Source organism: Parageobacillus sp. NEAU-HV-2 (assembly GCF_059115485.1).
On sequence record NZ_JBXUJJ010000006.1, the window covers coordinates 40,725 to 63,975 of the forward strand.

The 23,251-nt window shown below is 45.4% G+C and carries 25 protein-coding genes and 2 pseudogenes; 22 read left to right on the forward strand and 5 right to left on the reverse strand.

Features of this window, described 5'->3' with window-relative positions; genetic code table 11:
• The first annotated feature begins 4 nt into the window (after nt 1–4).
• Genes AC1WMD_RS11180 through cobO form a run of 5 tightly spaced genes read left to right on the forward strand, consistent with a single transcriptional unit; the run spans nt 5 to nt 5,236 of the window.
• Entirely contained in the window at nt 5–1,369 is a 1,365-nt protein-coding gene (locus AC1WMD_RS11180; protein WP_494257259.1) for a cobyrinic acid a,c-diamide synthase CobB, read from the forward strand.
• Complete coding sequence (locus AC1WMD_RS11185) at nt 1,362–2,873, forward strand: cobyric acid synthase (RefSeq protein WP_494257260.1); 1,512 nt, start codon at nt 1,362–1,364, stop codon at nt 2,871–2,873. Before AC1WMD_RS11180 ends, AC1WMD_RS11185 begins: the two co-directional genes overlap by 8 nt.
• The gene (gene cobT / locus AC1WMD_RS11190; protein ID WP_494257261.1) at nt 2,873–3,928 is read left to right on the forward strand and encodes a nicotinate-nucleotide--dimethylbenzimidazole phosphoribosyltransferase; all 1,056 of its coding nucleotides are present in this window, start codon (nt 2,873–2,875) and stop codon (nt 3,926–3,928) included. The genes AC1WMD_RS11185 and cobT overlap by 1 nt, the downstream gene beginning before the upstream one ends.
• Nucleotides 3,925–4,704, forward strand: coding sequence for a uroporphyrinogen-III C-methyltransferase (gene cobA / locus AC1WMD_RS11195; protein ID WP_494257262.1), 780 nt, complete (start codon nt 3,925–3,927; stop codon nt 4,702–4,704). Before cobT ends, cobA begins: the two co-directional genes overlap by 4 nt.
• Nucleotides 4,691–5,236, forward strand: a complete 546-nt coding sequence (cobO, locus tag AC1WMD_RS11200) for a cob(I)yrinic acid a,c-diamide adenosyltransferase (protein ID WP_494257384.1) — start codon at nt 4,691–4,693, stop codon at nt 5,234–5,236. Before cobA ends, cobO begins: the two co-directional genes overlap by 14 nt.
• Nucleotides 5,237–5,246: 10 nt before the next feature.
• Here the strand turns inward: cobO and AC1WMD_RS11205 are convergent, their stop codons facing one another.
• Both AC1WMD_RS11205 and AC1WMD_RS11210 read right to left on the reverse strand, forming a co-directional pair.
• Entirely contained in the window at nt 5,247–5,399 is a 153-nt protein-coding gene (locus tag AC1WMD_RS11205; protein ID WP_494257391.1) for a hypothetical protein, read from the reverse strand.
• A gap of 25 nt (nt 5,400–5,424) precedes the next feature.
• Nucleotides 5,425–5,586, reverse strand: a complete 162-nt coding sequence (locus AC1WMD_RS11210) for a DUF3892 domain-containing protein (protein WP_494257263.1) — start codon at nt 5,584–5,586, stop codon at nt 5,425–5,427.
• Between the two features lie 135 nt (nt 5,587–5,721).
• Here AC1WMD_RS11210 and AC1WMD_RS11215 point away from each other — a divergent pair, with 135 nt between their 5' ends.
• Nucleotides 5,722–6,402: a class I SAM-dependent methyltransferase gene (locus tag AC1WMD_RS11215; RefSeq protein WP_494257264.1), complete on the forward strand. Its 681-nt coding sequence runs from the start codon at nt 5,722–5,724 to the stop codon at nt 6,400–6,402.
• Between the two features lie 99 nt (nt 6,403–6,501).
• Here AC1WMD_RS11215 and AC1WMD_RS11220 read toward each other — a convergent pair whose 3' ends face one another.
• On the reverse strand, nt 6,502–6,600 hold the full coding sequence (locus tag AC1WMD_RS11220) for a YjcZ family sporulation protein (protein ID WP_494257265.1): 99 nt from the start codon (nt 6,598–6,600) through the stop codon (nt 6,502–6,504).
• 143 nt (nt 6,601–6,743) lie between these two features.
• Nucleotides 6,744–6,872 (reverse strand): hypothetical protein, encoded by a 129-nt coding sequence (locus AC1WMD_RS11225; protein ID WP_017434161.1) that lies wholly within the window; start codon nt 6,870–6,872, stop codon nt 6,744–6,746.
• 359 nt (nt 6,873–7,231) lie between these two features.
• Between AC1WMD_RS11225 and AC1WMD_RS11230 the strand changes: the two are divergent.
• Nucleotides 7,232–7,454 (forward strand): annotated as a pseudogene (locus AC1WMD_RS11230) (radical SAM protein); the annotation flags it as partial.
• A gap of 277 nt (nt 7,455–7,731) precedes the next feature.
• Here the strand turns inward: AC1WMD_RS11230 and metA are convergent.
• Nucleotides 7,732–8,640, reverse strand: a complete 909-nt coding sequence (metA, locus tag AC1WMD_RS11235) for a homoserine O-acetyltransferase MetA (protein ID WP_494257266.1) — start codon at nt 8,638–8,640, stop codon at nt 7,732–7,734.
• 108 nt (nt 8,641–8,748) lie between these two features.
• On the opposite strand from metA, the pseudogene AC1WMD_RS11240 reads away from it, so the two are divergent.
• From AC1WMD_RS11240 to AC1WMD_RS11310, 15 genes and pseudogenes are all read left to right on the forward strand, one after another.
• Nucleotides 8,749–8,943, forward strand: a pseudogene (locus AC1WMD_RS11240) (formate--tetrahydrofolate ligase); the annotation flags it as partial.
• A gap of 32 nt (nt 8,944–8,975) precedes the next feature.
• A complete protein-coding gene (locus tag AC1WMD_RS11245) occupies nt 8,976–9,497 on the forward strand; it encodes a hypothetical protein (RefSeq protein ID WP_494257267.1) in 522 nt (173 codons plus the stop codon).
• 61 nt (nt 9,498–9,558) lie between these two features.
• Entirely contained in the window at nt 9,559–10,035 is a 477-nt protein-coding gene (locus AC1WMD_RS11250; protein ID WP_494257268.1) for a glutathione peroxidase, read from the forward strand.
• A 197-nt stretch (nt 10,036–10,232) separates the two neighbouring features.
• A complete protein-coding gene (locus AC1WMD_RS11255) occupies nt 10,233–12,113 on the forward strand; it encodes an ABC-F family ATP-binding cassette domain-containing protein (protein ID WP_494257270.1) in 1,881 nt (626 codons plus the stop codon).
• A gap of 18 nt (nt 12,114–12,131) precedes the next feature.
• Nucleotides 12,132–13,265, forward strand: a complete 1,134-nt coding sequence (locus AC1WMD_RS11260; RefSeq protein WP_494257271.1) for a conserved virulence factor C family protein — start codon at nt 12,132–12,134, stop codon at nt 13,263–13,265.
• 182 nt (nt 13,266–13,447) lie between these two features.
• The gene (locus tag AC1WMD_RS11265) at nt 13,448–13,885 is read left to right on the forward strand and encodes a BrxA/BrxB family bacilliredoxin (RefSeq protein WP_043904568.1); all 438 of its coding nucleotides are present in this window, start codon (nt 13,448–13,450) and stop codon (nt 13,883–13,885) included.
• Between the two features lie 160 nt (nt 13,886–14,045).
• Nucleotides 14,046–14,177, forward strand: a complete 132-nt coding sequence (locus AC1WMD_RS11270) for a YuzL family protein (protein WP_088124130.1) — start codon at nt 14,046–14,048, stop codon at nt 14,175–14,177.
• 266 nt (nt 14,178–14,443) lie between these two features.
• A complete protein-coding gene (locus AC1WMD_RS11275; protein ID WP_043904569.1) occupies nt 14,444–15,607 on the forward strand; it encodes an LL-diaminopimelate aminotransferase in 1,164 nt (387 codons plus the stop codon).
• 210 nt (nt 15,608–15,817) lie between these two features.
• Nucleotides 15,818–17,386, forward strand: a complete 1,569-nt coding sequence (locus AC1WMD_RS11280) for an SSO2105 N-terminal domain-containing protein (RefSeq protein ID WP_494257274.1) — start codon at nt 15,818–15,820, stop codon at nt 17,384–17,386.
• A 230-nt stretch (nt 17,387–17,616) separates the two neighbouring features.
• The gene (locus AC1WMD_RS11285) at nt 17,617–18,222 is read left to right on the forward strand and encodes a YpjP family protein (RefSeq protein WP_494257386.1); all 606 of its coding nucleotides are present in this window, start codon (nt 17,617–17,619) and stop codon (nt 18,220–18,222) included.
• A 145-nt stretch (nt 18,223–18,367) separates the two neighbouring features.
• Complete coding sequence (locus AC1WMD_RS11290) at nt 18,368–19,075, forward strand: anthrax toxin lethal factor-related metalloendopeptidase (protein WP_494257276.1); 708 nt, start codon at nt 18,368–18,370, stop codon at nt 19,073–19,075.
• Nucleotides 19,076–19,279: 204 nt separating this feature from the next.
• Complete coding sequence (locus AC1WMD_RS11295) at nt 19,280–19,474, forward strand: twin-arginine translocase TatA/TatE family subunit (RefSeq protein WP_043904573.1); 195 nt, start codon at nt 19,280–19,282, stop codon at nt 19,472–19,474.
• A gap of 107 nt (nt 19,475–19,581) precedes the next feature.
• Complete coding sequence (gene tatC, locus AC1WMD_RS11300) at nt 19,582–20,280, forward strand: twin-arginine translocase subunit TatC (protein ID WP_494257387.1); 699 nt, start codon at nt 19,582–19,584, stop codon at nt 20,278–20,280.
• Nucleotides 20,281–20,453: 173 nt separating this feature from the next.
• The gene (locus tag AC1WMD_RS11305; protein ID WP_494257277.1) at nt 20,454–21,518 is read left to right on the forward strand and encodes a hydrogenase small subunit; all 1,065 of its coding nucleotides are present in this window, start codon (nt 20,454–20,456) and stop codon (nt 21,516–21,518) included.
• A gap of 11 nt (nt 21,519–21,529) precedes the next feature.
• Complete coding sequence (locus tag AC1WMD_RS11310; protein ID WP_043904576.1) at nt 21,530–23,251, forward strand: nickel-dependent hydrogenase large subunit; 1,722 nt, start codon at nt 21,530–21,532, stop codon at nt 23,249–23,251.

Here is a 23,251-nt window from a genome sequence, read left to right on the forward strand (position 1 = left end):
CAACATGCGAAGAATCGTAATCGCCGGGACGGAAAGCGGCGTTGGCAAGACGACCATAACGATTGGAGTGATGGCGGCGTTAAAACAAAAAGGCTACATTGTACAAGGGTTTAAATGCGGCCCGGATTATATTGACCCAACCTATCATACCGCTGTCACGGGCAGACCGTCGCGCAATTTGGACAGTTGGATGGTTGGACATGAAGCGGTTCAAGCGATTTGCGCAAAAGGCTGTGAAGGGGCGGATATCGCCATTATTGAAGGAGTCATGGGGATGTTTGACGGGAAGCGGCCGACAACAAACGAAGGAACGACGGCGGAAATTAGTGTATTAACGAATAGTCCGGTGCTATTGGTCATCGACTGTGCCGGCATGGCACGGAGCGCGGCAGCGGTTGTCCGCGGCTTTCAAACGTTTGATGAACGCGTGCGCATTGCGGGAGTGATTGCCAACCGCGTCGGTAGCGAAGGGCATTTTCGTCTTGTGAAAACGGCAATTGAACAAGAATGCGGCATTCCCGTGATCGGATTTTTAACCAAAGAGGATGCGCTTCACATTCCGGAACGTCATTTAGGGCTCATTCCATCGATTGAGCGCGGGGAATTAGATCATTTTTTTGCGGAATTAGGCGAGCGCGTTTCCAAGACGGTGGATCTTAACGCGTTGCTAGAGCTGGCGGAAGCCCCAGCATTAAATGTCCCTCAATCGTATTTCGATATAAGTAAATCGTATGATGTACGGATTGCGGTCGCAAAAGACGCGGCGTTTCATTTCTACTATCCGGAAAACTTAGAGCTGTTACAAGCGTATGGCGCCGAGTTAGTCTTTTTCTCCCCGCTTGCCGGCGAGCCGCTGCCAAATGGGGTGCATGGGTTATATATCGGCGGTGGATTTCCCGAAGAGTTCGCAAAACAGCTGTCCGAACAACAAAATGTCAAACAGTCGATCAAAACCGCGGTCGAAAGTGGGATTCCGACATTGGCAGAATGCGGGGGATTTATGTTTTTAACCGAAGGCATTGAAACGACGAATGGCCAGTATTATGACATGGTTGGCGTCATTCCGGGACGGATTGTCATGCATCCGAAGCTTGTAGCGCTTGGATATCGTGAGGTGAAAGGAGAACCAGGAAACTTTTTGCTTTCGGAAGGCCTGCGAGCGCGGGGACATGAGTTTCATTATTCCACGTTCGAAGCGCGCGGCGAGATTCCGTTTGCCTATGAAACAATGGGGTTGCGCGGTACGAAAAAAGATGGCTATCAGCATCAAAACTTAATTGCAGGATATGTCCATTTTCATTTTGCTTCTTGTCCGCCAATGGTTGAAAATTGGCTAACGAAATGCGAGAAGGTGAAGGAACGTGGCTAAAGCGTTGCCGATTATGTTTCAAGGAACCCATTCCGATGCGGGAAAAAGCATTATTTCCACGGCATTCTGCCGCATTTTCGCGCAAAGCGGCTGGAAAACGGCGCCGTTTAAATCGCAAAACATGTCTCTTAACTCGTACGTGACGGTCGATGGGAAAGAAATCGGGCGGGCGCAAGGGATACAGGCGGAAGCGGCTGGCGTTGCCGCAACAACGGATATGAATCCGATTTTAATTAAACCGAGTCGCGAGCATGAATCGCAAATTGTCGTGCACGGAAAGCCATATAAAAATATGCAAGCTTTTGTGTACCGCACTGAATTTTTTGAAAAAGGGTTAGCCATTATTCGAGAGTCGCTGGACGTATTAATGAATGAATATGACCGGCTCGTCATCGAAGGAGCGGGAAGTCCGGCAGAAATTAATTTAAACGACCGCGAACTTGTCAATATGCGTGTTGCCCGCATGGCGAACGCGCCGGTCGTGCTGATTGGCGATATTGAACGGGGCGGAGTGTTTGCCAGTTTAGTAGGGACGTTGCAGCTGCTTGACAAAGAAGATCGCAAACGGATCATCGGCGTGATCATTAATAAGTTTCGCGGTGACTTGGCACTATTGAAGCCGGGGCTTGATTGGTTTGAACAATATACCGGCGTTCCTGTGTTAGGCGTCGTTCCATATTTAGAAGATTTACATATTGACGCAGAAGACTCTGTTCGTTTAGAACAAATGTCCACAAACGTCAATCCGGATAAAGACATTGATATTGCCGTTATTCGATATCCGAAAATAGCTAATTTCACAGATGTGGACCCATTTTTGGCTGAGCCGGACTGCCACGTTCGCTTTGTAACGACGGCATCTCAGCTTGGGAAGCCAGATTTGCTTATTTTGCCGGGCAGCAAAAACACCATTGAAGACTTGCTATATATGAAGAAAAACGGGATTGCGGAACAAATTGCACAGCTCTACAAACATCACCATGTGACGATTGTCGGAATATGCGGCGGTTATCAAATGTTAGGGGCTCGTATCCGTGATCCATTTGGTGTGGAAACACCGCTGCGGGAAATTGCCGGATTGAATCTCCTTCCGATTGAAACGACGCTTGAGCGCGAAAAAACGACGATTCTATCGGAAGGAATCGTAACATTTGCCGGCGAGCGGTTTGCTGTGAAAGGATATGAGATTCATATGGGCCGCTCTGAACCGTTAGCAGGGCATATTTCTCTTATTGAGATGCACGGGCGGAAAGAAGGCGGTAAAAGCGAGGATGAACGGGTGATGGGTACCTATTTTCACGATCTTTTTCATAACGATGCGTTCCGTGAGGCGTTATTGAACAAAATTCGCCGCGAGAAAGGATTAGCGCCTATTTACGGACGTCAGTCGTTTCGTACTATAAGAGAACAAGCTTTTGACCGCCTTGCCGATCATGTAAAGCGGCATGTCTGTATCGAAGAAATCGAAGAAAAAATGCATGCGTTTCAAAAGGGTGATGTGTAATGTTATTTTCGATTCCAAAGATTGATAAAGAAATAGGAAAAGAGGTACGCGCTTACGTCGACCAATTGACAAAACCGGTTGGCAGCCTTGGTCGTTTGGAACAGTTAGCGGTAGAGCTAGCGGAAATGACAGGGAACAAATTTCCTGATGTTTCCCCACCTGGCGTGCTTGTGTTTGCTGCTGATCACGGTGTTGCGAAAGAAGGAGTGTCAGCGTTTCCGCCGGAAGTAACGGCACAAATGGTATGGAATTTTGCTCAAGGCGGCGCGGCGATTAACGTATTTAGCCGGCAAATTGGCGCCATATTTGCCATCGTTGATGTCGGGGTCGCTGCACCAATTGAACATGAAGCGGTAATTTCGAAAAAAGTACGGTACGGAACAAACAATTTTTGCGAAACGGAAGCGATGAGCAATGCGGAAGCGGAACAAGCGCTAATGGTTGGTTACGAACAAGCAAAGGAAATAATCGACAAAGGAGCGCGTACTCTCATTGTCGGTGAAATGGGCATCGGCAATACGACGACCGCGAGCGCGATTTTAACGGCGGTGAGCGGCAAGCCAATTGAACAACTCGTCGGGAGAGGAACAGGCATTTCGGAAGAGAAGATTGTGCATAAAGCCGATGTCATTCGGCGTGCGTTGTCACTTCATAAGCCTGATCCATCTAAACCGATTGAATTATTAGCCAAAATCGGTGGCTTGGAAATCGCTGCGATGGCGGGGGCGATGCTGACGGCAGCGGAGCGGCGCGTTCCGATTTTGTTGGACGGGTTTATCTGTACGGTTGCCGCACTTGTAGCTAAGCTTCTCGCTCCAGATGTTGCCGATTATATGATTGCTGGTCATCGTTCTCAAGAAATTGGTCATCAAATTGCTCTTGAATTATTAGGAAAAGAGCCGCTCATCGATTTAAGCATGCGCCTTGGCGAAGGCAGCGGAGCGGCGGTTTCATTTCCGCTGTTGACATTTGCGACAGCGATGATAAAAGAAATGGCGACATTTGCTTCTGCCCACATTTCAAATTCTGTAGAAGGAGCAGGAAAACAATCATGACAAATGGAAAAGTATATATCGTCGGTGCCGGTCCCGGTGATGAAAAGCTAATTACTGTCTATGGATTGGAGTGTATTCAACAAGCTGACGTCATTATTTACGACCGGTTGATTAATAAAAATTTGCTAAAACATGCCAAAAATGACGCGGAGCTCATTTACTGCGGAAAAGAACCAGGGAAGCATGCCCTCATTCAAGAACGGATTCACGAACTGTTAGTCGAAAAAGCACAACAAGGAAAAATTGTCACTCGTCTAAAAGGAGGCGATCCTTGCGTATTTGGACGGGCCGGGGAAGAAGCAGACGTGCTTGCGCAACATGGCATTCCGTTTGAAATCGTTCCTGGCGTAACGGCGGGAATCGCAGCTGCCGCTTATGCCGGCATACCGGTTACACACCGGGAATATGCTGCTTCGTTTACCATTGTTACTGGTCACGGCCGTCAAGAAAAGGGAGATGACCGTCTTCATTGGGAAGGGTTGGCGAAAGGAAGCGATACGATTGCCTTTTATATGGGTGTCGGCAATTTGCCGTATATTTGCCAAAAACTGATCGAACATGGAAAGCCGTCGAATACTCCTGTGGCGGTGATCGAATGGGGAACGACGGAACGACAACGAACGGCTGTCGGTACGCTGCAGACGATTGCTGATGTCGTCAAGAAGGCTGGTCTTTCCCATCCAGCGATTATTCTTGTCGGAAAGGTCGTTCGGCTCCGTGAAACGATTCAATGGTTTGCTGAGATGAACCGAGGTGAGACGGTTGCTACCACATAAAAAGAAAGGGCGCATCATCATTTATACGGGGGATGGAAAAGGAAAAACGACCGCCGCTCTCGGATTGGCGATACGAGCGGCAGGAAGGGGGAAAAAAGTCGCCGTCATTCAGTTTATTAAGTCACCGGAACGCATGTATGGCGAGCATCTTATATTTCAAAAACTCGGGATCGAAATGTATCAAATGGGTGCCGGGTTTACGTGGACGAAAACGCCGGAAGTACACCGGCAGGCATTGAAAGCTGCATGGGAATTTACGGAAGAAAAAGTATTATCAGGTATGTACGACTTAATTATTTTAGATGAACTGAATAATGCGCTTGCGATTGACCGGTTTCCGGTTGATGATATCGTTTCTGTTCAAGACGTACTTCGATTAATGGAAAAGCGTCCACCTAATCTTCATTTAGTTATTACCGGCCGTTCGGCGAAGCGGGAATTAATTGAGATCGCCGACATTGTTACGGAGATGAAACTAATTAAACACGATTATAAGCAAGGCGTTACGGCGATGAAAGGGATTGAGCTGTAGCTCATCCCTTTTACTCATATAGGTCGGTTTTGTCGCTTTGCGATTTGTTTTGTTTTCTGCCTTTACTGTTGTCGCCGGAAACCGAGCTATTAAGCAAGGACATGGCATCTTGCGTCGGCGCATTTTGGTTTTTGCTTCCTTTGTTCGGGCTTTTTGTCATCATTGCGTCATCCTTTCTTTCATTCGTTTTAGAAAAAAGTTGGAAGATGGTCAAGGTTGTTGGGCGCATCTCCATCCGGATTTGAACGGATATATCGTTCGTTTACGACATGGAAGCCACTAATCGCGCCGCTTTCTACTTTCATCAGTGCTTTTCGGTACGAAAGCACCCGTCCTGTCGATGTTTTCAAGCTAATAATGTCACCTTGGTGATTTTTAGCACAGGGACAAACGTTTCTTGTTCGTTCATCGTCATTCACTCCTTCTTGCCCCCGCTATTATTTTTAGTGAAAAGGGAACATTTTATGTAGAAAGAGGTGATATTCGTGGCAACGTTTGATTGGCATAAAGAAGCAGAAAGACAGTGGGACGAAAAAGCCGAGTTTTGGCACCAAAGCAGCGAGGAGATGTGGGAGCGGGGAAGCCGAAAAACGGTCATTCCTTTTATTGCTTCTTACATTCCAAAAGGAAGCAACATCGTCGATTTAGGTTGCGGCGACGGCTACGGCGCATGGAAGCTGGCCAAGGCAGGATATGAGGTAACCGGCGTCGATTTATCCATCGAAATGATCGAAAAAGCAAAAGCGCGCGGGGAAAACGAACAGCTTCGCTTTGTGCAGGGCGATTTAACGAAGCTGCCGTTTGCCGATGAAATGTTTGCCGGAGCGATGGCCATTAATTCCCTCGAATGGACGGAGCGGCCGCTTGAGGCGCTCGAAGAAGCAAAACGGGTGTTAAAGCGAGGTGGCTATTTTTGCGCTGGCATTCTCGGGCCGACCGCCGCGCCGCGCGTCAACAGCTATCCACGTTTATACGGAAAACCAGTCATCTGCAATACGATGATGCCGTGGGAATTCGAGCAGTTAGCTAAAGAGAATGGATGGGAGATCATCGACGGACAAGGGGTGTACAAACGGGGAGTGTCCGAAAGTCTCATTGGCTCGCTGCCAACCGAGCTGAAGCAAGCGCTGACGTTTATGTGGATTTTTATGCTAAAGAAGAAATAAAAAGGTGCGCAATCGCTGTCTTTGTGCATATGATGAAAATAAATAGAGAGAGCTGCTTATTTGCCAAACAGCTCCCTCGTCTTCTTTTATCCCGCTATGTTAGTAACCGAAGCCGACAAATGCAGTGCCGACGATAATCAATAAAATAAACAATACAACAATCAACGCAAAGGCGTTTCTGTGTTCACCGTAGCTCATTCCCCTTCACCTCCTCGATCAAGCTACTGTATTGTATGAAAAAATGGCGAAAGGGAATTGGACAATCGTAGGAAACCACAAAAAATAAGAAAATTACCTTGTAGATGGAAAAGCAAAAAACCTTGGCGTTTCGCCAAGGCTTTTTAGCTTGCGGTATATTTTTCTTCCCATTTTTGCCGCCATTTATTGCGGCGTTCCGTGCGCGCCCCTTTATACAAATGTTTGTATTTGCGCCAGTGTATTTTCCATTGCTTTCTCCGTTCCGCTCTCACGCATGCTCATCCCTTTCTCTAGTTGTTTCTTGTTCTATGATGTGTATTCGTTGAGGGAGTATTCGAATCCTTTGACTAGTTTTGTCGAGGGGTAGGAAGTTTCCGCGAACAATCGCGAATTAGAATAGTTCTTTTTTTAAAATTTGTCAATAGGAAAAATCGATTATCTCCAAAAATGAAAGAGCAAGCCGTAAAGATCGCGACGGGACGCAAAACCTGACGGCATGGATATATGAATTTTTCAAAGGTGAATGATACCCGGTGAAATTAAATGACGAATCGAACTTATTCTATGAAAATTAATAAAGGAATCTCCATAAATAAAAAGTTGCGGTTGTTCATACTGCTATGTGCGTCAAATGCCTGTTTCGATGTTCCGTAAGGAGGAATGGGGAACTTGGGTAGACAATAAAAAAGAAAGCGGCAGATTTACTGCGCAAAGAGCTTGTCAAAGCCAAAAATAAAGGGAAAGTGACGATTTTTATGTCATCTAGCACAGACCCTTATCAGCCTATCGAGTATAAGGAGAAAGTAACAAGATCCTTGTTGGAAGTAATGGTAGAAAATCAATCGGATTTTCTTATATGTTGACTATGCTGTTTTATCGTGAAAATGGCAGTGCCATCAGGTGTAAGAATAAAAAAGAAGGCGGAGTAATCCTCCTGCCTTCTTGACCACATTTTGACCACGCAAATGAACCTTTCCCACCTTCATCCACTAAGAGGTGGGAGTGCTTCTTACCATTTCTATCGAAAACGCTTCTTCGTAGAAGAAGGCGCTCTCCTTTCACTCGATGCTTGCATCGGAAGTCTTCCCGATGGATTCCGCAAGCAATATCGGCTTAGAAAAAAGAATATACTTATTCCCAAATATACGGCGTTTCTTGATAAACGTAATAGTTCAGCCAGTTGACAAACAATAAATTCGCATGAGAGCGCCAAGTGTTTAGCGGCTGTTTCGTCGGATCGTCGTTCGGGAAGTACGATTCCGGAATGTGAATCGGCAAGCCTTTGGCCAAATCGCGTTCATATTCTTCTTTTAATGTCGTGGCGTCGTATTCCGGATGGCCGGTTAAAAAGATTTGCTTTCCGTCATTGGACGCGACTAAACATACGCCGGCTTTTTCGGCAACGGATAAAATCGTCAGTTCCGGTACTTTTTCAATATCTTCGCGTTTGACATCGGTATGGCGCGAATGCGGCATGCGGAAGATATCGTCAAACCCACGCAATAGTTTGACATTTTTCACTTCAAGTGAATGTTCGAACACACCGAAGCATTTTTGCGGTAGCGGGTATTTTGGAATGCCGTAATGATAATAAAGGCCGGCTTGCGCTCCCCAGCAAATATGTAAGGTGGAGGTAACGTTCGTTTTTGTCCATTCCATAATTTCTGTTAACTCTTTCCAGTATGTGACTTCTTCAAACGGCATTTGTTCGACTGGAGCGCCGGTAATGATCATTCCGTCAAATTTGCGATGACGGATATGCGGAAAGATCGTATAAAACTGCTCTAAGTGATGTTTGCTTGTCGTTTTCGGCTCATGGGTAGCTGGGCGCAAAAAAGTGACGTTCACTTGCAAGGGCGAATTGCCAAGAAGGCGCAATAGCTGTGTCTCCGCTTTTTCTTTTTCCGGCATTAAATTTAAAATCACTATGTTCAACGGACGAATGTCCTGCGAATACGCCCGCTCCTCATCCATGACGAAAATGTTTTCTTGTTCGAGTATTTCTTTGGCTGGCAAATCTTTTGGAATGTTGATTGGCAACAGTCTCACCCTCCATTCTTTCAATGTTTTAAATAACTTAATTATAAAAACATTACAAATTTTATTCAACGAATTTTTTTTCAATTTGTATCAATGGTAAAATGTATATTAAAATCGCTTACGGATTTTTGCGATATGAATGGATATCCTGTATCGTTAACGGAAGTGTGGGCAAAAGGCGGAGAAGGCGGCATCGATTTAGCGGAAAAAGTTCTCCATGTGATCGAAAACACAGAGAATCATTTCGCACCTTTATATGACGGTAACGAATCGGTTCCGGAGAAAATCCGCAAAATCGCCCAAATGCAGTAGGACTATTTTAAAGGAGCGATGGGATGTTTGATCCAACGGCGTTTGACAATTTGAAAACGGTGCTGGAAGGTGCAGTATACGATTTGGATTTAGAGGGAGAGATTGTAGTCATTGACCGGCACGACCTCGTTGATTTAGCTCATTTTTCACGAACGTATACTATTACTTTCCGTTTGGCTTCGGCTCATACACCGTACGTATCTTGCACGATCCGTTTGGAAATGGATTTAGAACAAATTGCAAAAGAGCTGCTTCGGCAGGCGATTCGACCGGGCTGTACGCTTTCCATTACATTTTCGTTACCAATTCGGCAAACAGCGGCATGTTCACATATAGAAAGGGTATTGCGTCGAGTTTGGGGAGAGGAGCGCATCATCCGGCAAACGTTAAGCCATGAGTTTCCTCATGAAACACTTAGTTACCGCAATGAAGCAACGATTGAGTTCGGCCGTTTGATCTATGAAGATAATGTCTCCGACCTGCAGGAAATGATCCCGTACATGATTGCTTCGCTCGAACAATTGAGTGAGTTTTCTGATAAATGAAGGGCGTGAAAGTGGAAAAAGGGCGGAAAATCCATTATGATGGGAAGTGAGGTGAAATGGGGTGAGTGTGTACGATTTTACCGCGAAAACGATTCGCGGCGAAGAACAGTCATTAGCGGATTACAAAGGGAAAGTGTTGCTGATTGTTAATACGGCGAGCAAGTGTGGCTTTACTCCACAATATAAAGAGCTGCAGGAGCTGTATGAGCAATACCGTGACCGCGATTTGGTCGTTCTCGGCTTTCCGTGTAATCAATTTGGCCATCAAGAGCCGGGCACGGAAGAAGAGATTGAACAGTTTTGCCAAGTCAATTACGGGGTTACCTTTCCGATGTTTGCCAAAGTCGATGTCAATGGCGAAAACGCCCATCCGCTTTTCGAGTATTTAAAGGAAAAAGCCCCAGGTGTACTTGGAACGAAGGCGATTAAATGGAACTTTACGAAGTTTTTGGTGGATCGAAACGGAAATGTGGTCGCCCGTTTCGCTTCGCAGACGCGGCCGAGCGAGTTAAAAAGCGAAATTGAAAAACTGTTATAAAAGAGGAGAAAAACTGTCTTCCCCCTGCGGAAGACGGTTTTTTGTCCAAAGCGGAAGAAAGCGGAAGTGGTAAGCGATGGCGAAGTTTTTCCGGTACGTTTGAAAATAGAAACTTTTCTCAGCGGTGCACAAGCGGTATGTTACGCTCCGTCGCATTCCGCGCCCGAAGAAACAGAAGCGAGAGTAGGATGGTTGCCATGAAAATGTTGACAGTAGAAGGAATTTCGAAAAGCTACGGGGAAAAAGTGTTGTTTCAGCAATTGTCTTTTACAGTGAAAGAAGGGGAGCGCATCGGCATCATTGGCGTCAATGGCACCGGGAAATCGACATTGTTGCGCATTATTGCCGGTGTGGACGCGCCGGATGAAGGAAATATTGCCTGTCCAAAAGATTTTACGATCGGATATTTGCCGCAGCAGCCGGAACTTCGCCCTGATTTGACCGTGCTTGAGCAAGTATTTCAGCGCGATACGCCCCTGATTCGCCTGTTGCGCGATTATGAGCTGGCGCTCGCTGAGCTCGCTGAGCATCCGCTTGATGAAAGGCGGCAGGCGCGCTTGTATGCCCTTTCACAGCAAATGGATGCGCAAAATGCATGGGATGCCAATGCCAACGCCAAAGCGATTTTAACAAAGCTCGGCATTCCTGACATGACGAAGCGCATCGGCGCGCTTTCCGGCGGACAAAAGCGGCGCGTCGCGCTGGCGCAGGCTTTAATTGAAGCGCCCGATCTGCTTGTGCTTGATGAGCCGACGAACCACCTTGATGATGAGGCGATTCGCTGGCTCGAGGAATATTTGGTGCGCTATCGGGGGGCGGTATTGTTTGTCACGCACGACCGCTACTTTTTGGACCGTGTCACGAATCGCATCTTTGAGCTAGACGGCGGCAAGCTATATACGTATGTCGGAAATTATGCGGCGTTTTTAGAAGCGAAAGCGCTCCGCGAAGAACAAGAGCGCGCCGCTTCGCAAAAGCGGCGTCAGCTGTATCTTCGTGAACTTGAATGGGTTAAACGTGGCGCCAAAGCGCGGACGACGAAGCAAAAGGCGCGCTTGCAACGGTTTGCCCAGCTCGAAGCATCGCTGGAGATGGAAAAAAGCGGACAGCTTGAGATGAAGCTGGGCGGCAGCCGGCTTGGCAAAAAGGTGATCGAGCTGAAGCGAATCAGCCATTCGTTCGGCGGCAAAAAGCTTTTTCATTCCTTTGACCTGCTTGTCAAACCGGGTGACCGCATTGGTATTGTCGGGCCGAATGGCAGCGGCAAATCGACTTTACTCAACATCATCGCCGGGCGGCTGCGGCCGGAGGAAGGGGAAGTGGAAATTGGTCCGACCGTGAAAATCGCTTATTATACACAGGAACATGTGGAAATGGATGAACAAAAACGGGTTATTGAATATATTCGCGAAGCGGGTGAGGCAATACGCACCGTCGATGGAGAGACGATCTCCGCCGCGCAGTTGCTCGAGCAGTTTTTGTTTCCAATGCATATGCATGGAACGCCGATTCGCAAGCTGTCCGGCGGGGAAAAGCGCCGCTTATATTTGTTGCGCTTGTTGATGAGCGGGCCAAACGTGTTATTGCTTGATGAGCCGACGAACGATTTGGATACGCAAACGTTAACGGTTCTTGAAGATTATTTGCAGTCGTTTCCAGGCGTTGTGATGACCGTCTCCCACGACCGCTACTTTTTAGATAAAGTCGCCGAACAGCTTTTGATTTTAGATGGGAACGGCAACATCCGTACGTATATCGGCGAGTATTCCGAATACTTGGAGGAACAGCGGCAATTGCCGCCAAAACAAGAAAAGCAAGCCGCAAAAGAAACGAAGCCGCCAAGAAAACAGACGAAGCGCCGGCTGACGTACAAAGAACAAAAAGAGTGGGAAGAAATTGAAACCAATATAGCCAAACTAGAAGCAGAATTGCAGCGGGTGGCCGAAGAGATGGAAGCGTGTGCGAGCGACTATGAAAAAGTTCAGCAACTTGCCGAGCAATACGAAACGCTTTCTAACGAGCTCGATGCGCTGTTAGAGCGGTGGGCCGAGCTTTCGGAGCTCGTCGAGTCGTTATAAGCAAAGGAGGAAACGGAATTGAAAATTAAATCGATTGAACCGACGCCAAGTCCGAATACGATGAAAGTGCTCTTAGATGAGGAGCTGCCTTTTGGCACGAGCCATAACTATAAGCCGGACAATGTCGATACGGCGCCGCCTCTGATCCAAGAGCTGATGAAAATCGAAGGCGTCAAGGGGATTTATCATGTCGCTGACTTTTTGGCGATTGAGCGCAATCCGAAATATGATTGGAAAGGCATTTTGACAAAAGTTCGTGAAGTGTTCGGGGAAGATGTGGAAAGCGAGCAAGAGACGGCCAAAAAACCAAACGAACATTTTGGCGAAGTAAAAGTATATGTGCAAATGCTTTACGGGTTGCCAATGCAGGTAAAATTGACCGATGGTGAGAAAGAACACCGAGTCGGACTGCCAAAACCGTTTATCGATGCGGTGATTGAAGCGCAAAAATATGCGGGGAATATCGTGCTCGAGAGAAAATGGATTGAAAGAGGAGTCCGCTACGGCACGTTTGAAGAAATCGGCAACGAAATTGTCGAAGAGCTTTCCGCTGCCTATCCGCCGGAGCGGTTAGAGCGGATTGTGCAAATGTTCCGCCGCGGTGAGCAAGAAAAAACAGTACAAAAGCGCCAAAGCGTGAAAGTAACGAAAGAAATGCTCGATGATCCGGATTGGACGAAACGGTACGCGGCGCTAGAACAAATGGCCGATCCGAGCGAAGACGATATTCCGGTGCTGGCGAAAGCGCTGAAAGACGAAAAGGTGGCGATCCGCCGCCTGGCGACGGCGTATTTAGGGATGATCGGCGGCAAAAAAGTGTTGCCGTATTTGTATGAAGCGCTGAAAGATAAGGCGGTGTCCGTCCGCCGCACTGCGGGCGATTGTTTGTCCGACATCGGCGATCCGGAAGCGATTCCGGTTATGATCGAAGCGTTGAAAGATCCAAGCAAGCTCGTTCGCTGGCGCGCTGCCATGTTTTTATATGAGGTCGGCGATGAATCGGCATTGCCGGCGTTAAAAGCGGCGGAAAACGATCCGGAATTTGAAGTAAGCATGCAAGTGAAAATGGCGATCGAGCGCATTGAAGGCGGCGAAGAAGCGAAAGGATCGGTTTGGAAGCAGATGACGGAGAGCAGAAGAAAGGGCCAATAGTCAAGCGTGATAAAAATTGGAAAAGGCGCGCTACATACGATTGCACCTTTTCTTTTTACGTTTTATGTGTAATGTTTGCATCATTCATAACGTAAGTACGACCGTGTTAGTTATTTTGATTGATTTTTTAGGAATAAAATAGTATTCTGATGACAGCGAAAATGGTTTGGAGGGATTGTGTTATGTCCATGACATATGAAGAATATATGCGCCAGCTTGTGCAGCCGATGCGCGACGAATTAGTGAACGCCGGATTCCGCGAACTGCGCACAAGTGAAGAAGTGGAACAATTTATGGAAAATGTTGAAGGCACAACGTTTGTCGTTGTGAACTCCGTTTGTGGATGTGCAGGAGGATTAGCACGTCCAGCGGCAACGCAGGCGGTATTGCGCAGCGAGAAAAAACCGGATCATTTAGTGACGGTCTTTGCCGGTCAGGATAAAGAAGCGACGGCGAAAATGCGCGAATATTTTGTTGGCTACGCCCCTTCGTCTCCGTCAATGGCCCTGTTAAAAGGGAAAGAAGTCGTCCACTTTATCCCGCGCGAAGAAATTGAAATTCAATCAATGGAAGCCGTAATGGAAAACATTATGAATGCATTTGAAAAGTATTGCGAATAGGATGCTTATTTTAGGCATCCTTTTTTATATGACGTAACGACAGAACCATAAAGTTGGGACATAAGAGAGGACCTGGCTTTTATTAGTTAGGCACAAACGGTGAAGTGAAAGGAATAGAAAGAAAAAGGCAAGGGAACGTTAAGGGCGGAGGTGATGCAAGGTGGCAAAGCGGAAGAAAGATCCGTCGAAAACCGGGAGCAGTGCGCCAAACGTGAAAGGACAAGGAACAACGCAAACGGAAACAGGAGCGTATGAGCTCGATTCCGCGCGCAAGAAAACGAAAATCGATTAATAGAAAAACTCGCAGCCATCCTGCGAGTTTTTCTTATGCGTTGGCAATACAGCTATAGATAAAATACAAAAGCGTAATAATGCTTGCAGCGAAAAAGATCGTGCTCATGTTGTTCCCCGCCTTTCTCTATGTTTTGTATTGTAAAGTATGATACACTATTTATATATTCAGTATGATACACTATTTATTATATTCATAGTATATATCATTTAAAGCGGAAAAAGAAAGCGGTTTTCTGCGAAGCAAGTTGGGGGAGAGGTTGGAACATGAAACTGGCTATGCGAATGAATGCTTTTTCTGCGTCTATTTTTGCCGAATTATCGGCGTATAAACAGCAAAAACGTAGCGAACATGACGATTTGATTGACTTAAGCATCGGCAGCCCTGATTTGCCGCCGCCGCCGTTTGTCATGGAAGCGCTTAGCCGTTATGCAAACGATCCGCAGGCATACGGCTATACTTTAAAAGGCACAAATGAATTTCATGAAGCGGTGGCGTATTATTATCAAACTTCACATGGTGTCACGCTTCATCCGGAAACGGAAATCATGTATGTCATCGGTTCGCAAGACGGACTTGTTCATCTGCCGATGGCGTTTGCCGACCCGGGAGATATCATCCTCGTTCCCGATCCCGGCTATCCGGCGTATGCGGCAGGAATTGCGATGGCGGAAGCGGTTCCGTATTTCATGCCGCTTCGCAAGGAGAACGATTTCTTGCCAAATTTGCGGGAAATTCCGCACGAGGTCGCGGAAAAAGCGGTGATGATGTTTATCAATTTTCCAGGCAATCCCGTTCCGGCACTGGCGACGGAAGCGTTTTTTCGCGAAGTGGTAGAGTTTGCTAAACGATATAACATTATCGTTGTTTCTGATTTTGCCTATAGTGAGCTGTATTACGACGGTCAAAAGCCGATGAGCTTTTTATCAGTGCCTGGAGCAAAAGAAGTCGGCATTGAAATTAATTCGTTATCGAAAAGCTTCAATATGGCTGGCTGCCGCATCGGCTATATTTGTGGAAATGAAGAAATCATCCGCGTGTTTGGCAATTTTAAATCGAATTTGGATTATGGCATTTTTTTGCCGATTCAGCAAGCAGCAATTGCGGCGTTAATGGAAGGTGCGTCATTTTGCGAACAAAACCGGGCTATTTATCAATCCCGTCGCGACTGCTTCGTTGATGGGCTTGCTTCGATCGGTTGGCATGTCGAGCGCCCGAAGGCAGGGATGTTTGTTTGGGCGGAAATTCCAAAGGGGTGGACATCACTTGATTTTGCCTATGCGTTAATCGATCGCGCTGGTGTGGTCGTCACGCCTGGCCATGCGTTTGGACCAAGCGGGGAAGGCTATGTGCGCATCGCTCTTGTGCAAGAAGAAGACAAGCTGCTGCGGGCGGTAGAAAAGCTGAAGCAGAGCGGGATTTTTCGTTGAAGGGAGGTATAAGCAGTTTGATAAGCAAATATGAAATCATGTAAATATCTCCTGTTATTGAACGTAAAGAGGTGGATGTTCTCCATCTTTTCCATCGTCTCCTGTCCGATGATAAAAAATCATCTCCCCCTTCCGTATGTAAAAAAGGAAATGAAGAAAAGTTAGCGAATATATGTTCTTAAGGATCCAAACAAGGGGGAAGGCAAGGGGATGAAAACGGTTCGGGTGATGAAAATCGTTTCTCATGATGCATCACAACTTCACTCATTAGATGAGTTGATGCGCGTCTTTTGTTCAGCGAAGCGATATGCATTCCACCGTTTGCTGGAGGGAAGGAACGCAAAAGACATCATCAAACACCTTCCGCACCAATTTCGGCTCAACAAACGGTTTGCCGAAGACGCGGTCTTGCTTGCTCAATCGCTCATTTCTTCTCAACGTGAGTTACTTCCTATGCGCTTAGAGGATGTGCAAGCGAAAATCGAAAAAACCGAAAAGAAAATCGATGAGTACCAACATGGAAGAAAAACACCGAAAAAAGTCGATCTTCCTACATGTCTAGGTGGATTGCACCAACGGTTAGAAAAGCTCAAAGCGAAAGAAGCCGAGCTAAAGCACCATCTCGACCAAGGGACGATTCCGAGTGTGATTTTTGGTGGAAAAGAGAACTTTTATAAGCGTCTAAAAGGAAAAATCACGAACGAAGAATGGAAAGACTTGCGCTCGAATCAGTTGTATGCCAGAGGCGATAAAAGCAAAAAAGGGAACTTAAATATTCGCCTTATCTATGACGATCACACTGATGAATGTTATGTAGAAATTGCGAATCCACTTGGACAACAAGAAGGAAAACACGCTCCCCGTTTACGATTCCCTGTGTCTGTTCCTGAAAAATATGAAGAGGAAATCATCGATCTCGTCCTGGGAGAACCAGTCGGAGTGAATGCAAAAGGCAAGCCGATCATCGAATATCAACCATATACCGTCGAAATCAAACGCAAAAACGGGGAATATTACATTCATCTCATCTATGAAGAAGAGGTATATGGCAGAGAACTTACCGATGATGAACCGATTCAAGCGGAACGAATCGCTGGGATTGATATCAATATGGACCGCATCGCCGTAAGCATCGTTTCGAAACAAGGAAACTTCATCCAATCGAAAGTGTTTTACTGTCATGAACTCGAATATGTGAAAGCGAATAAACGAAACAACATCGTTGGTGAAACGGTGCGCGATGTATATGACTGGCTGCTTCAAGAGAATGTTGGGGCAGTGGTCATCGAAAACATCCAACTAAGACAGCAGCACGATACGGACAAACGATTCAATCGCTTGACCCACCATTTCAAAAAGAAAAAACTGACTGACACCATCCTTCGTCGAGGCTTAAGGCTCGGGTTTCGTGTCAAAAAAGTGAATCCGGCATATACCAGCGTCATCGGACGTTTCAAGTATATGAAAAAGTATGGGTTATCCGTCCATGAAAGCGCCGCTTTGGTGATTGGCAGACGGGGATTAGGGTATCAGGAACGATTGCCAAAAGAACTCATTGATATCATCAAAACGAAAGTGAAGCGCCATTTGATTGCGGTGTTAGGGTCGATGGAAGAATCCTACAAGCAATCGAAAAGCGGAACAAAACAACGACAATATTTAGGGATGATGTTAAAAAAGATAGAGAACTTCAAAGAGGAACATGAATGGTCATTATGGAACATCTTGCACAAATTCTGTTGGCTGAACCAGGATCAAATTCAACTGAAGGAGGTGTAGACCTGGTTACTAAAATCGTTGTCGTGTACGGACCGATGGAAGGAATGGTGCACGACAGGCGCCGTCGCTGACAGCGAGCCACGGGATGTCTTTCACAGCAGGTGAATGACAAGGGAAATTCCCTTCCTGATGGAACTCGGTGAGAATCCGAGCGGCAAGCGATGTTTCCTGGTTCCATCGCGATGAGTCGGTTTTTATAGATTTTAGTAACCAGGTGAAGAGGCGTGAGGCTGCCAAAATGGTTGCGTAAAACGCTCGTTGTTGCCATCACCGCCTGTACGTTTGGGCTCGTTACCCCGCCGTCTTCCTTAATGGCAGCGGACGAGCCGACCGCTGATGATGCCCCGTCTTCCGATTGGCAGCATGGCGGTCGCGTCTCGCAAACCGCATCTGTTGCGGTGGAATCGGCAACGCAAGCTCTGCCTGTTACCCGTGAGCAATTTATCGAACAGACGATGGAGAAAGCCACTCGGCAATCGTACGAAAAGTTCGGACGCAAAATCGCCCCCGTGATTGAAGACGAGTTTTGCGATGTAATTTTACCGCGCATCGAGGAAGTAATCGCTTCACTTGCCGAGCAATATCCGGAAGAACAGCTGCAGTATTTGGCGGTGACGGAAAACCCATCAGGCGGGATGGGAGAGCGCATTTTTCATATTTACCGCGTCGACACAGGAGAGGATATTATCCGTTTTCACGTCAGGCGCGAACACCCGCCGCAAGATGGGTATTGGTTTCAATTTCATTACCATACGTGCCACGACAATTTCCAAACCCATTACGAGCTAGGAAAAATTTATTGGGATAAAAATACGCCGCCGCAATGGCGGACGTGAGCAGTTTTTCCAATCCGTTTCTATGAACGTTTCCCGGTGATCCCGTTTCCTTTATTTTACACGTTTGTTCCCGTTTTCGCGTGTGCTATAATTTAATAGAAAAAAAGATTCTGAAATTGATAGTAAAGAAGCGGGGGAAAGGTTCATGAAACGGGTTCTTTTTTGGAGCATGGCGGTGTTGGCGATCGTTCCGCTTCTTTCGTTTTCCCCATATCCGGCCGCACACGGCGTTTTGCTTGATGATAGCAATATGGACATACAACATACAATGCCGTACGATATATTAAGAAAAATGATCATTGTTCCGGAGACGAACTTTTCCCATAAAGAAGCGAAAAAAATAATTGATACGCTTGCTCATATCGACCCATCCATATTGCAAAAAGCGGCGGATCATCATATTTATATTCAGCTGTTGGATGGGAAGATTACCGATGAACCATCGGCGAAACACTTACGCGGGAAAACGCCGCGCGGGTATTTATCCTCTTCGGCAACGTGGGATGATGTCCCAGGGCTTGGCGGCTCGCATTTAGTGCTTGTTAAAATTGGCCACAGTGAGAGGGGAAAAGGGCACGGCTCGATTAATTTGGAGTTGCACGAGTTCGCTCATTCCATCGATTATATCGTGTTCGATCATATTCACGAGACTGCGGCTTTCCATTCAATTTGGCAGGAAGAAGCAGCAAAACTGTTTCCGCATCACTATTATTTCCTTACGTATCCGGAAGAATATTTTGCCGAGTCGTTTGCTTATTACTATTACAACGAGAACACGCGCAAGCATTTGCAATCGACCGCTCCAAAAACGTATCAATTTATCCAGGATCTAGAACAAAGAGCTCGACGATGAGCTCTTTTTTATTGCTTTTTATGTCCGATAAATTTGTTATTTTCCATTTTGATAGAATGAGGTGAGAACAAAAAGTACATAAGTTGTATGCAGTTCATTGCTAACTTTCTATCATAAAATTTTCAATTGAAAAACAAATATATTAGCAATAAAATAAATAAAGAAAAGAAGCATTTTCGTATAAAAATAAAAGGAGATGACACCATGCTTTCCAATATCGGTGTACCTGGTTTAATTTTAATTCTCTTAATTGCGCTGGTTATTTTTGGACCGAAAAAACTCCCGGAAATTGGACGAGCTTTTGGAGAGACGTTACGCGAATTTAAAAAATCAACCAAAGGACTGAGCGATGAAGTGTTAGAAGAATTAGATCATAAAAAAGAGGCGCACAAATCATAATTGTATGAGGAAACGGCAACATCTTTCGTTGCCGTTTTTAACATCGGGAATTTAAATAAAGGTTGGTGCTTACGTTCGTGAAAAAAAAGCAATTGTACAATCAGGAAATGCCTTTAATTGAGCATTTAAATGAATTAAGAAAACGACTCATTATTGTAGCTGTGGCATTTATTGTTTTTTTTGTGTTAGGGTTTGTTTTTGTGCAAGATATTTATCGTTGGATGATTCAAGATTTAGAGGTTAAATTAACCATTTTAGGACCAACGGATATTTTATGGATCTACTTTATGTTGGCTGGCGTGTTTGCGATTACATTAACCATTCCAATATTTGTTTGGCAAACATGGCTATTTGTAAAACCAGCATTGACGCCAAAAGAACGGAAAATTACGCTCTCTTATATTCCAGCTACGTTTATCTTATTTGTATTAGGGCTATGTTTCGGATATTTTGTTGTTTTACCAATTGTGTTTCGTTTTCTTGTCGGATTAGGAAATGACATGTTTGCAACGATGTTTACAACCGAAAAATATTTTCGTTTCGTTCTGCACATGACAGTACCGTTTGCCGTTTTATTTGAGCTTCCAGTCATTGTCATGTTTTTGACAAACATTGGACTCATTAATCCATATGCGCTACAAAAAGTTCGCAAGTACGCTTATTTCGTTCTCATTGTTGTTGCTGTATCAATCACGCCACCTGATTTTATTTCCGATTTTCTTGTGACGATTCCGCTTTTACTGCTATATGAAATTAGTATATCCATCTCTAAATTTGTTTATAAAAAAAGAGAAAATAGTATGTAAACAAAAGTGCCTGTTTTATATGAGGCACTTTTTTGTATTTTTAATTTTTAATATAAACACTATGTTAATATAATTAAGAATATTTTGTGAAATATTTTTTTATATGCCATAAAAATGTCAAGAATATGTTATAGTGAGGTGTAAACGTTACCATGCAAAGGGGGAGGAATTACATGAAAAGAAAAACAATTTTGGAAACCGTTTTAGATCGTGGCTTTACAAGACGTGATTTTTTAAAAATGTGTACGGCGCTAGCGGCAACAATGGGGCTAGATTTCTCCGAAACAGATAAAGTTGTTGCAGCGATGGAAAAAAGCGCGCGTGTTCCAGTCATCTGGTTACAGTTTCAAGACTGTACAGGATGTTCGGAATCATTTATTCGTTCTACACATCCAAAAGTGGAAAGTGTGCTTTTCGATATGATCTCGCTCGAATATACAGAAGTTTTATCTGCTGCTTCCGGACATCAAGTTGAAGAAGCGAGAAAACATGTGATGAAAGACTATTATGGAGAGTACATATTGGCGGTGGAAGGCAGCTTGCCAATGGATGATGCGTTTTTGACCGTTGGCGGTATGTCGGCAAAAGAAACTTTCATTGAAGCAGCAAAAGGGGCGAAAGCGATTATCGCTTACGGAAGCTGTTCGTCATGGGGAGGTATTGCGGCCGCTCATCCAAATCCGACGAATGCCAAACCAGTTACGCACTTTGTAAAGGACAAGCCGATTGTAGTAGTTCCTGGATGCCCGCCGATTGCTGAAGTGATGACAGGGGTTATTGCCCATATTATTACGTTCGGTACATTACCGGAATTGGACCATCTAAGAAGACCGAAAGCGTTTTATCGTCATCGTGTTCACGATAAATGCAACCGTCGGGCGTATTTTGACGCAGGATTGTTTGCGGAGTCATTTGATGATGAAGGTGCAAAACAAGGATATTGTTTGTATAAACTCGGCTGTAAAGGCCCAACTACATATAACTCTTGTGCAGAAATGCGTTGGAATGGTGGGGTGAGTTATCCGATTCAATCTGGCAATCCATGCATCGGCTGTTCAGAAAAGGGATTCTGGGATAACGGGCCATTTTACGTTCGTCGTGCAAAAATCCCCGCATCACAAACGACGATTAATCCAGAAACGGTTGGTGCGATTGCAGCTGGTGTAACGGCGGCAGGAGTTGCCGCACATGCAGCGATCACAGCGGTAAAGAAAAAAGATCAAGAGAATCATGAATGAGGTGAACGGAAATGACAGAACGAATTGTTGTAGATCCAGTAACGCGAATTGAAGGTCATTTACGCATTGAGGCGGACGTTGATGAAAAAGGGATCATTCAAGATGCATTCAGCTCTGGTACAGCGGTGCGAGGAATTGAACTGATTGTTCGCGATCGCGATCCTCGTGATGTATGGGCATATGTGCAACGGATTTGCGGTGTCTGTACAACGGTACATGCGTTAGCATCAATTCGCGCCGTTGAGGATGCGCTTGATATTAAAATTCCAAGAAACGCTCATCTTATTCGTGACATTATGAATGCAGCTATTTTTTTACACGACCATGTTGTTCATTTTTATCACCTGCACGCATTTGACTGGGTGGATGTATTAAGTGCATTAAAAGCAGATCCAAATGAAACGAGTCGCATTGCGCAATCCATTTCGGACTGGCCAAAATCATCACCGGGATATTTCAAAGAAATTCAAACAAAAATCCAAAAAGTCGCGGAAAGCGGCCAACTTGGCATTTTTGCAAACGGATATTGGGGACATAAAGCTTATAAATTGCCGCCAGAAGTCAACTTGTTAGCGGTTGCACACTATTTGGAAGCACTTGATTGGCAAAAAGAAATTGTTAAAATTCATACGATTTTTGGCGGAAAAAACCCTCATCCTCACTATGTTGTCGGTGGAATGGCGACGCCGATCGATATTAACAGCGACAATGCGGTTCATGCGGAACGATTGATGCATGTTTCACAAATTATTGATGGAGCCATTGAATTTGTTAATAAAGTGTATATCCCGGATTTGCTTGCCATCGGCTCTTATTATAAAGATTGGACATACGGCGGTGGCTTAAATAGCTACTTATGTTACGGTGACTTTTCAACAGGAGACATTCGCGAGGTTAAACTTTACCGCTTCCCGCGCGGCGTGATTTTGAACGGAAACTTCCATGAAGTGCTAGATGTTGATTTGAAAGATCCAGAGCAAGTGAAAGAGTTTATTGATCATTCATGGTACACCTATGACGGAAAAGAAGGCGGAATTGGCAAACATCCGTGGGAAGGGGAAACATCGCTCCGTTACACAGGTCCAAAACCTCCGTTCAAAACGTTAAATACAGATGAAAAGTACAGCTGGATTAAATCTCCACGTTGGAAAGAGCATCCGATGGAGACGGGACCGCTCGCGCGTATGCTTGTCGGCTATGCGTTAAAACGAGACGAATTTGTCAGTTTAATAGACGACACATTGAAGAAATTGAATTGGCCGCTTGAGGCGATGCAATCAGCGTTAGGAAGAACAGTTGCGCGTGGATTGGAATCAGTTCTTGTTGCAAAATGGATGCGCGATGACATGGATGCGTTATTAAAAAATATTAAAAATGGCGACCAAGTCACCTTTGACCGGACAAAATGGGAACCAGAAACGTGGCCGAAGAAAGCGAAAGGAGTAGGCTGGATGGAAGCGCCGCGCGGGTCTTTAGGCCATTGGATTGAAATTGAAGATGGAAAAACAAAAAACTATCAAGCGGTTGTACCAACAACGTGGAACGCTTCACCGCGCGATCATAAAAATCAAATGGGTGCATACGAGGCTTCATTAAAAGGCACACCTCTTTTAGATAAGGAAAAACCGTTAGAAATTTTACGCATTATTCATTCGTTTGACCCATGTTTAGCATGTTCCGTTCATTTAACAGATGTTACTTCCAAACAAACGACTAATATTTACATTGGGTAG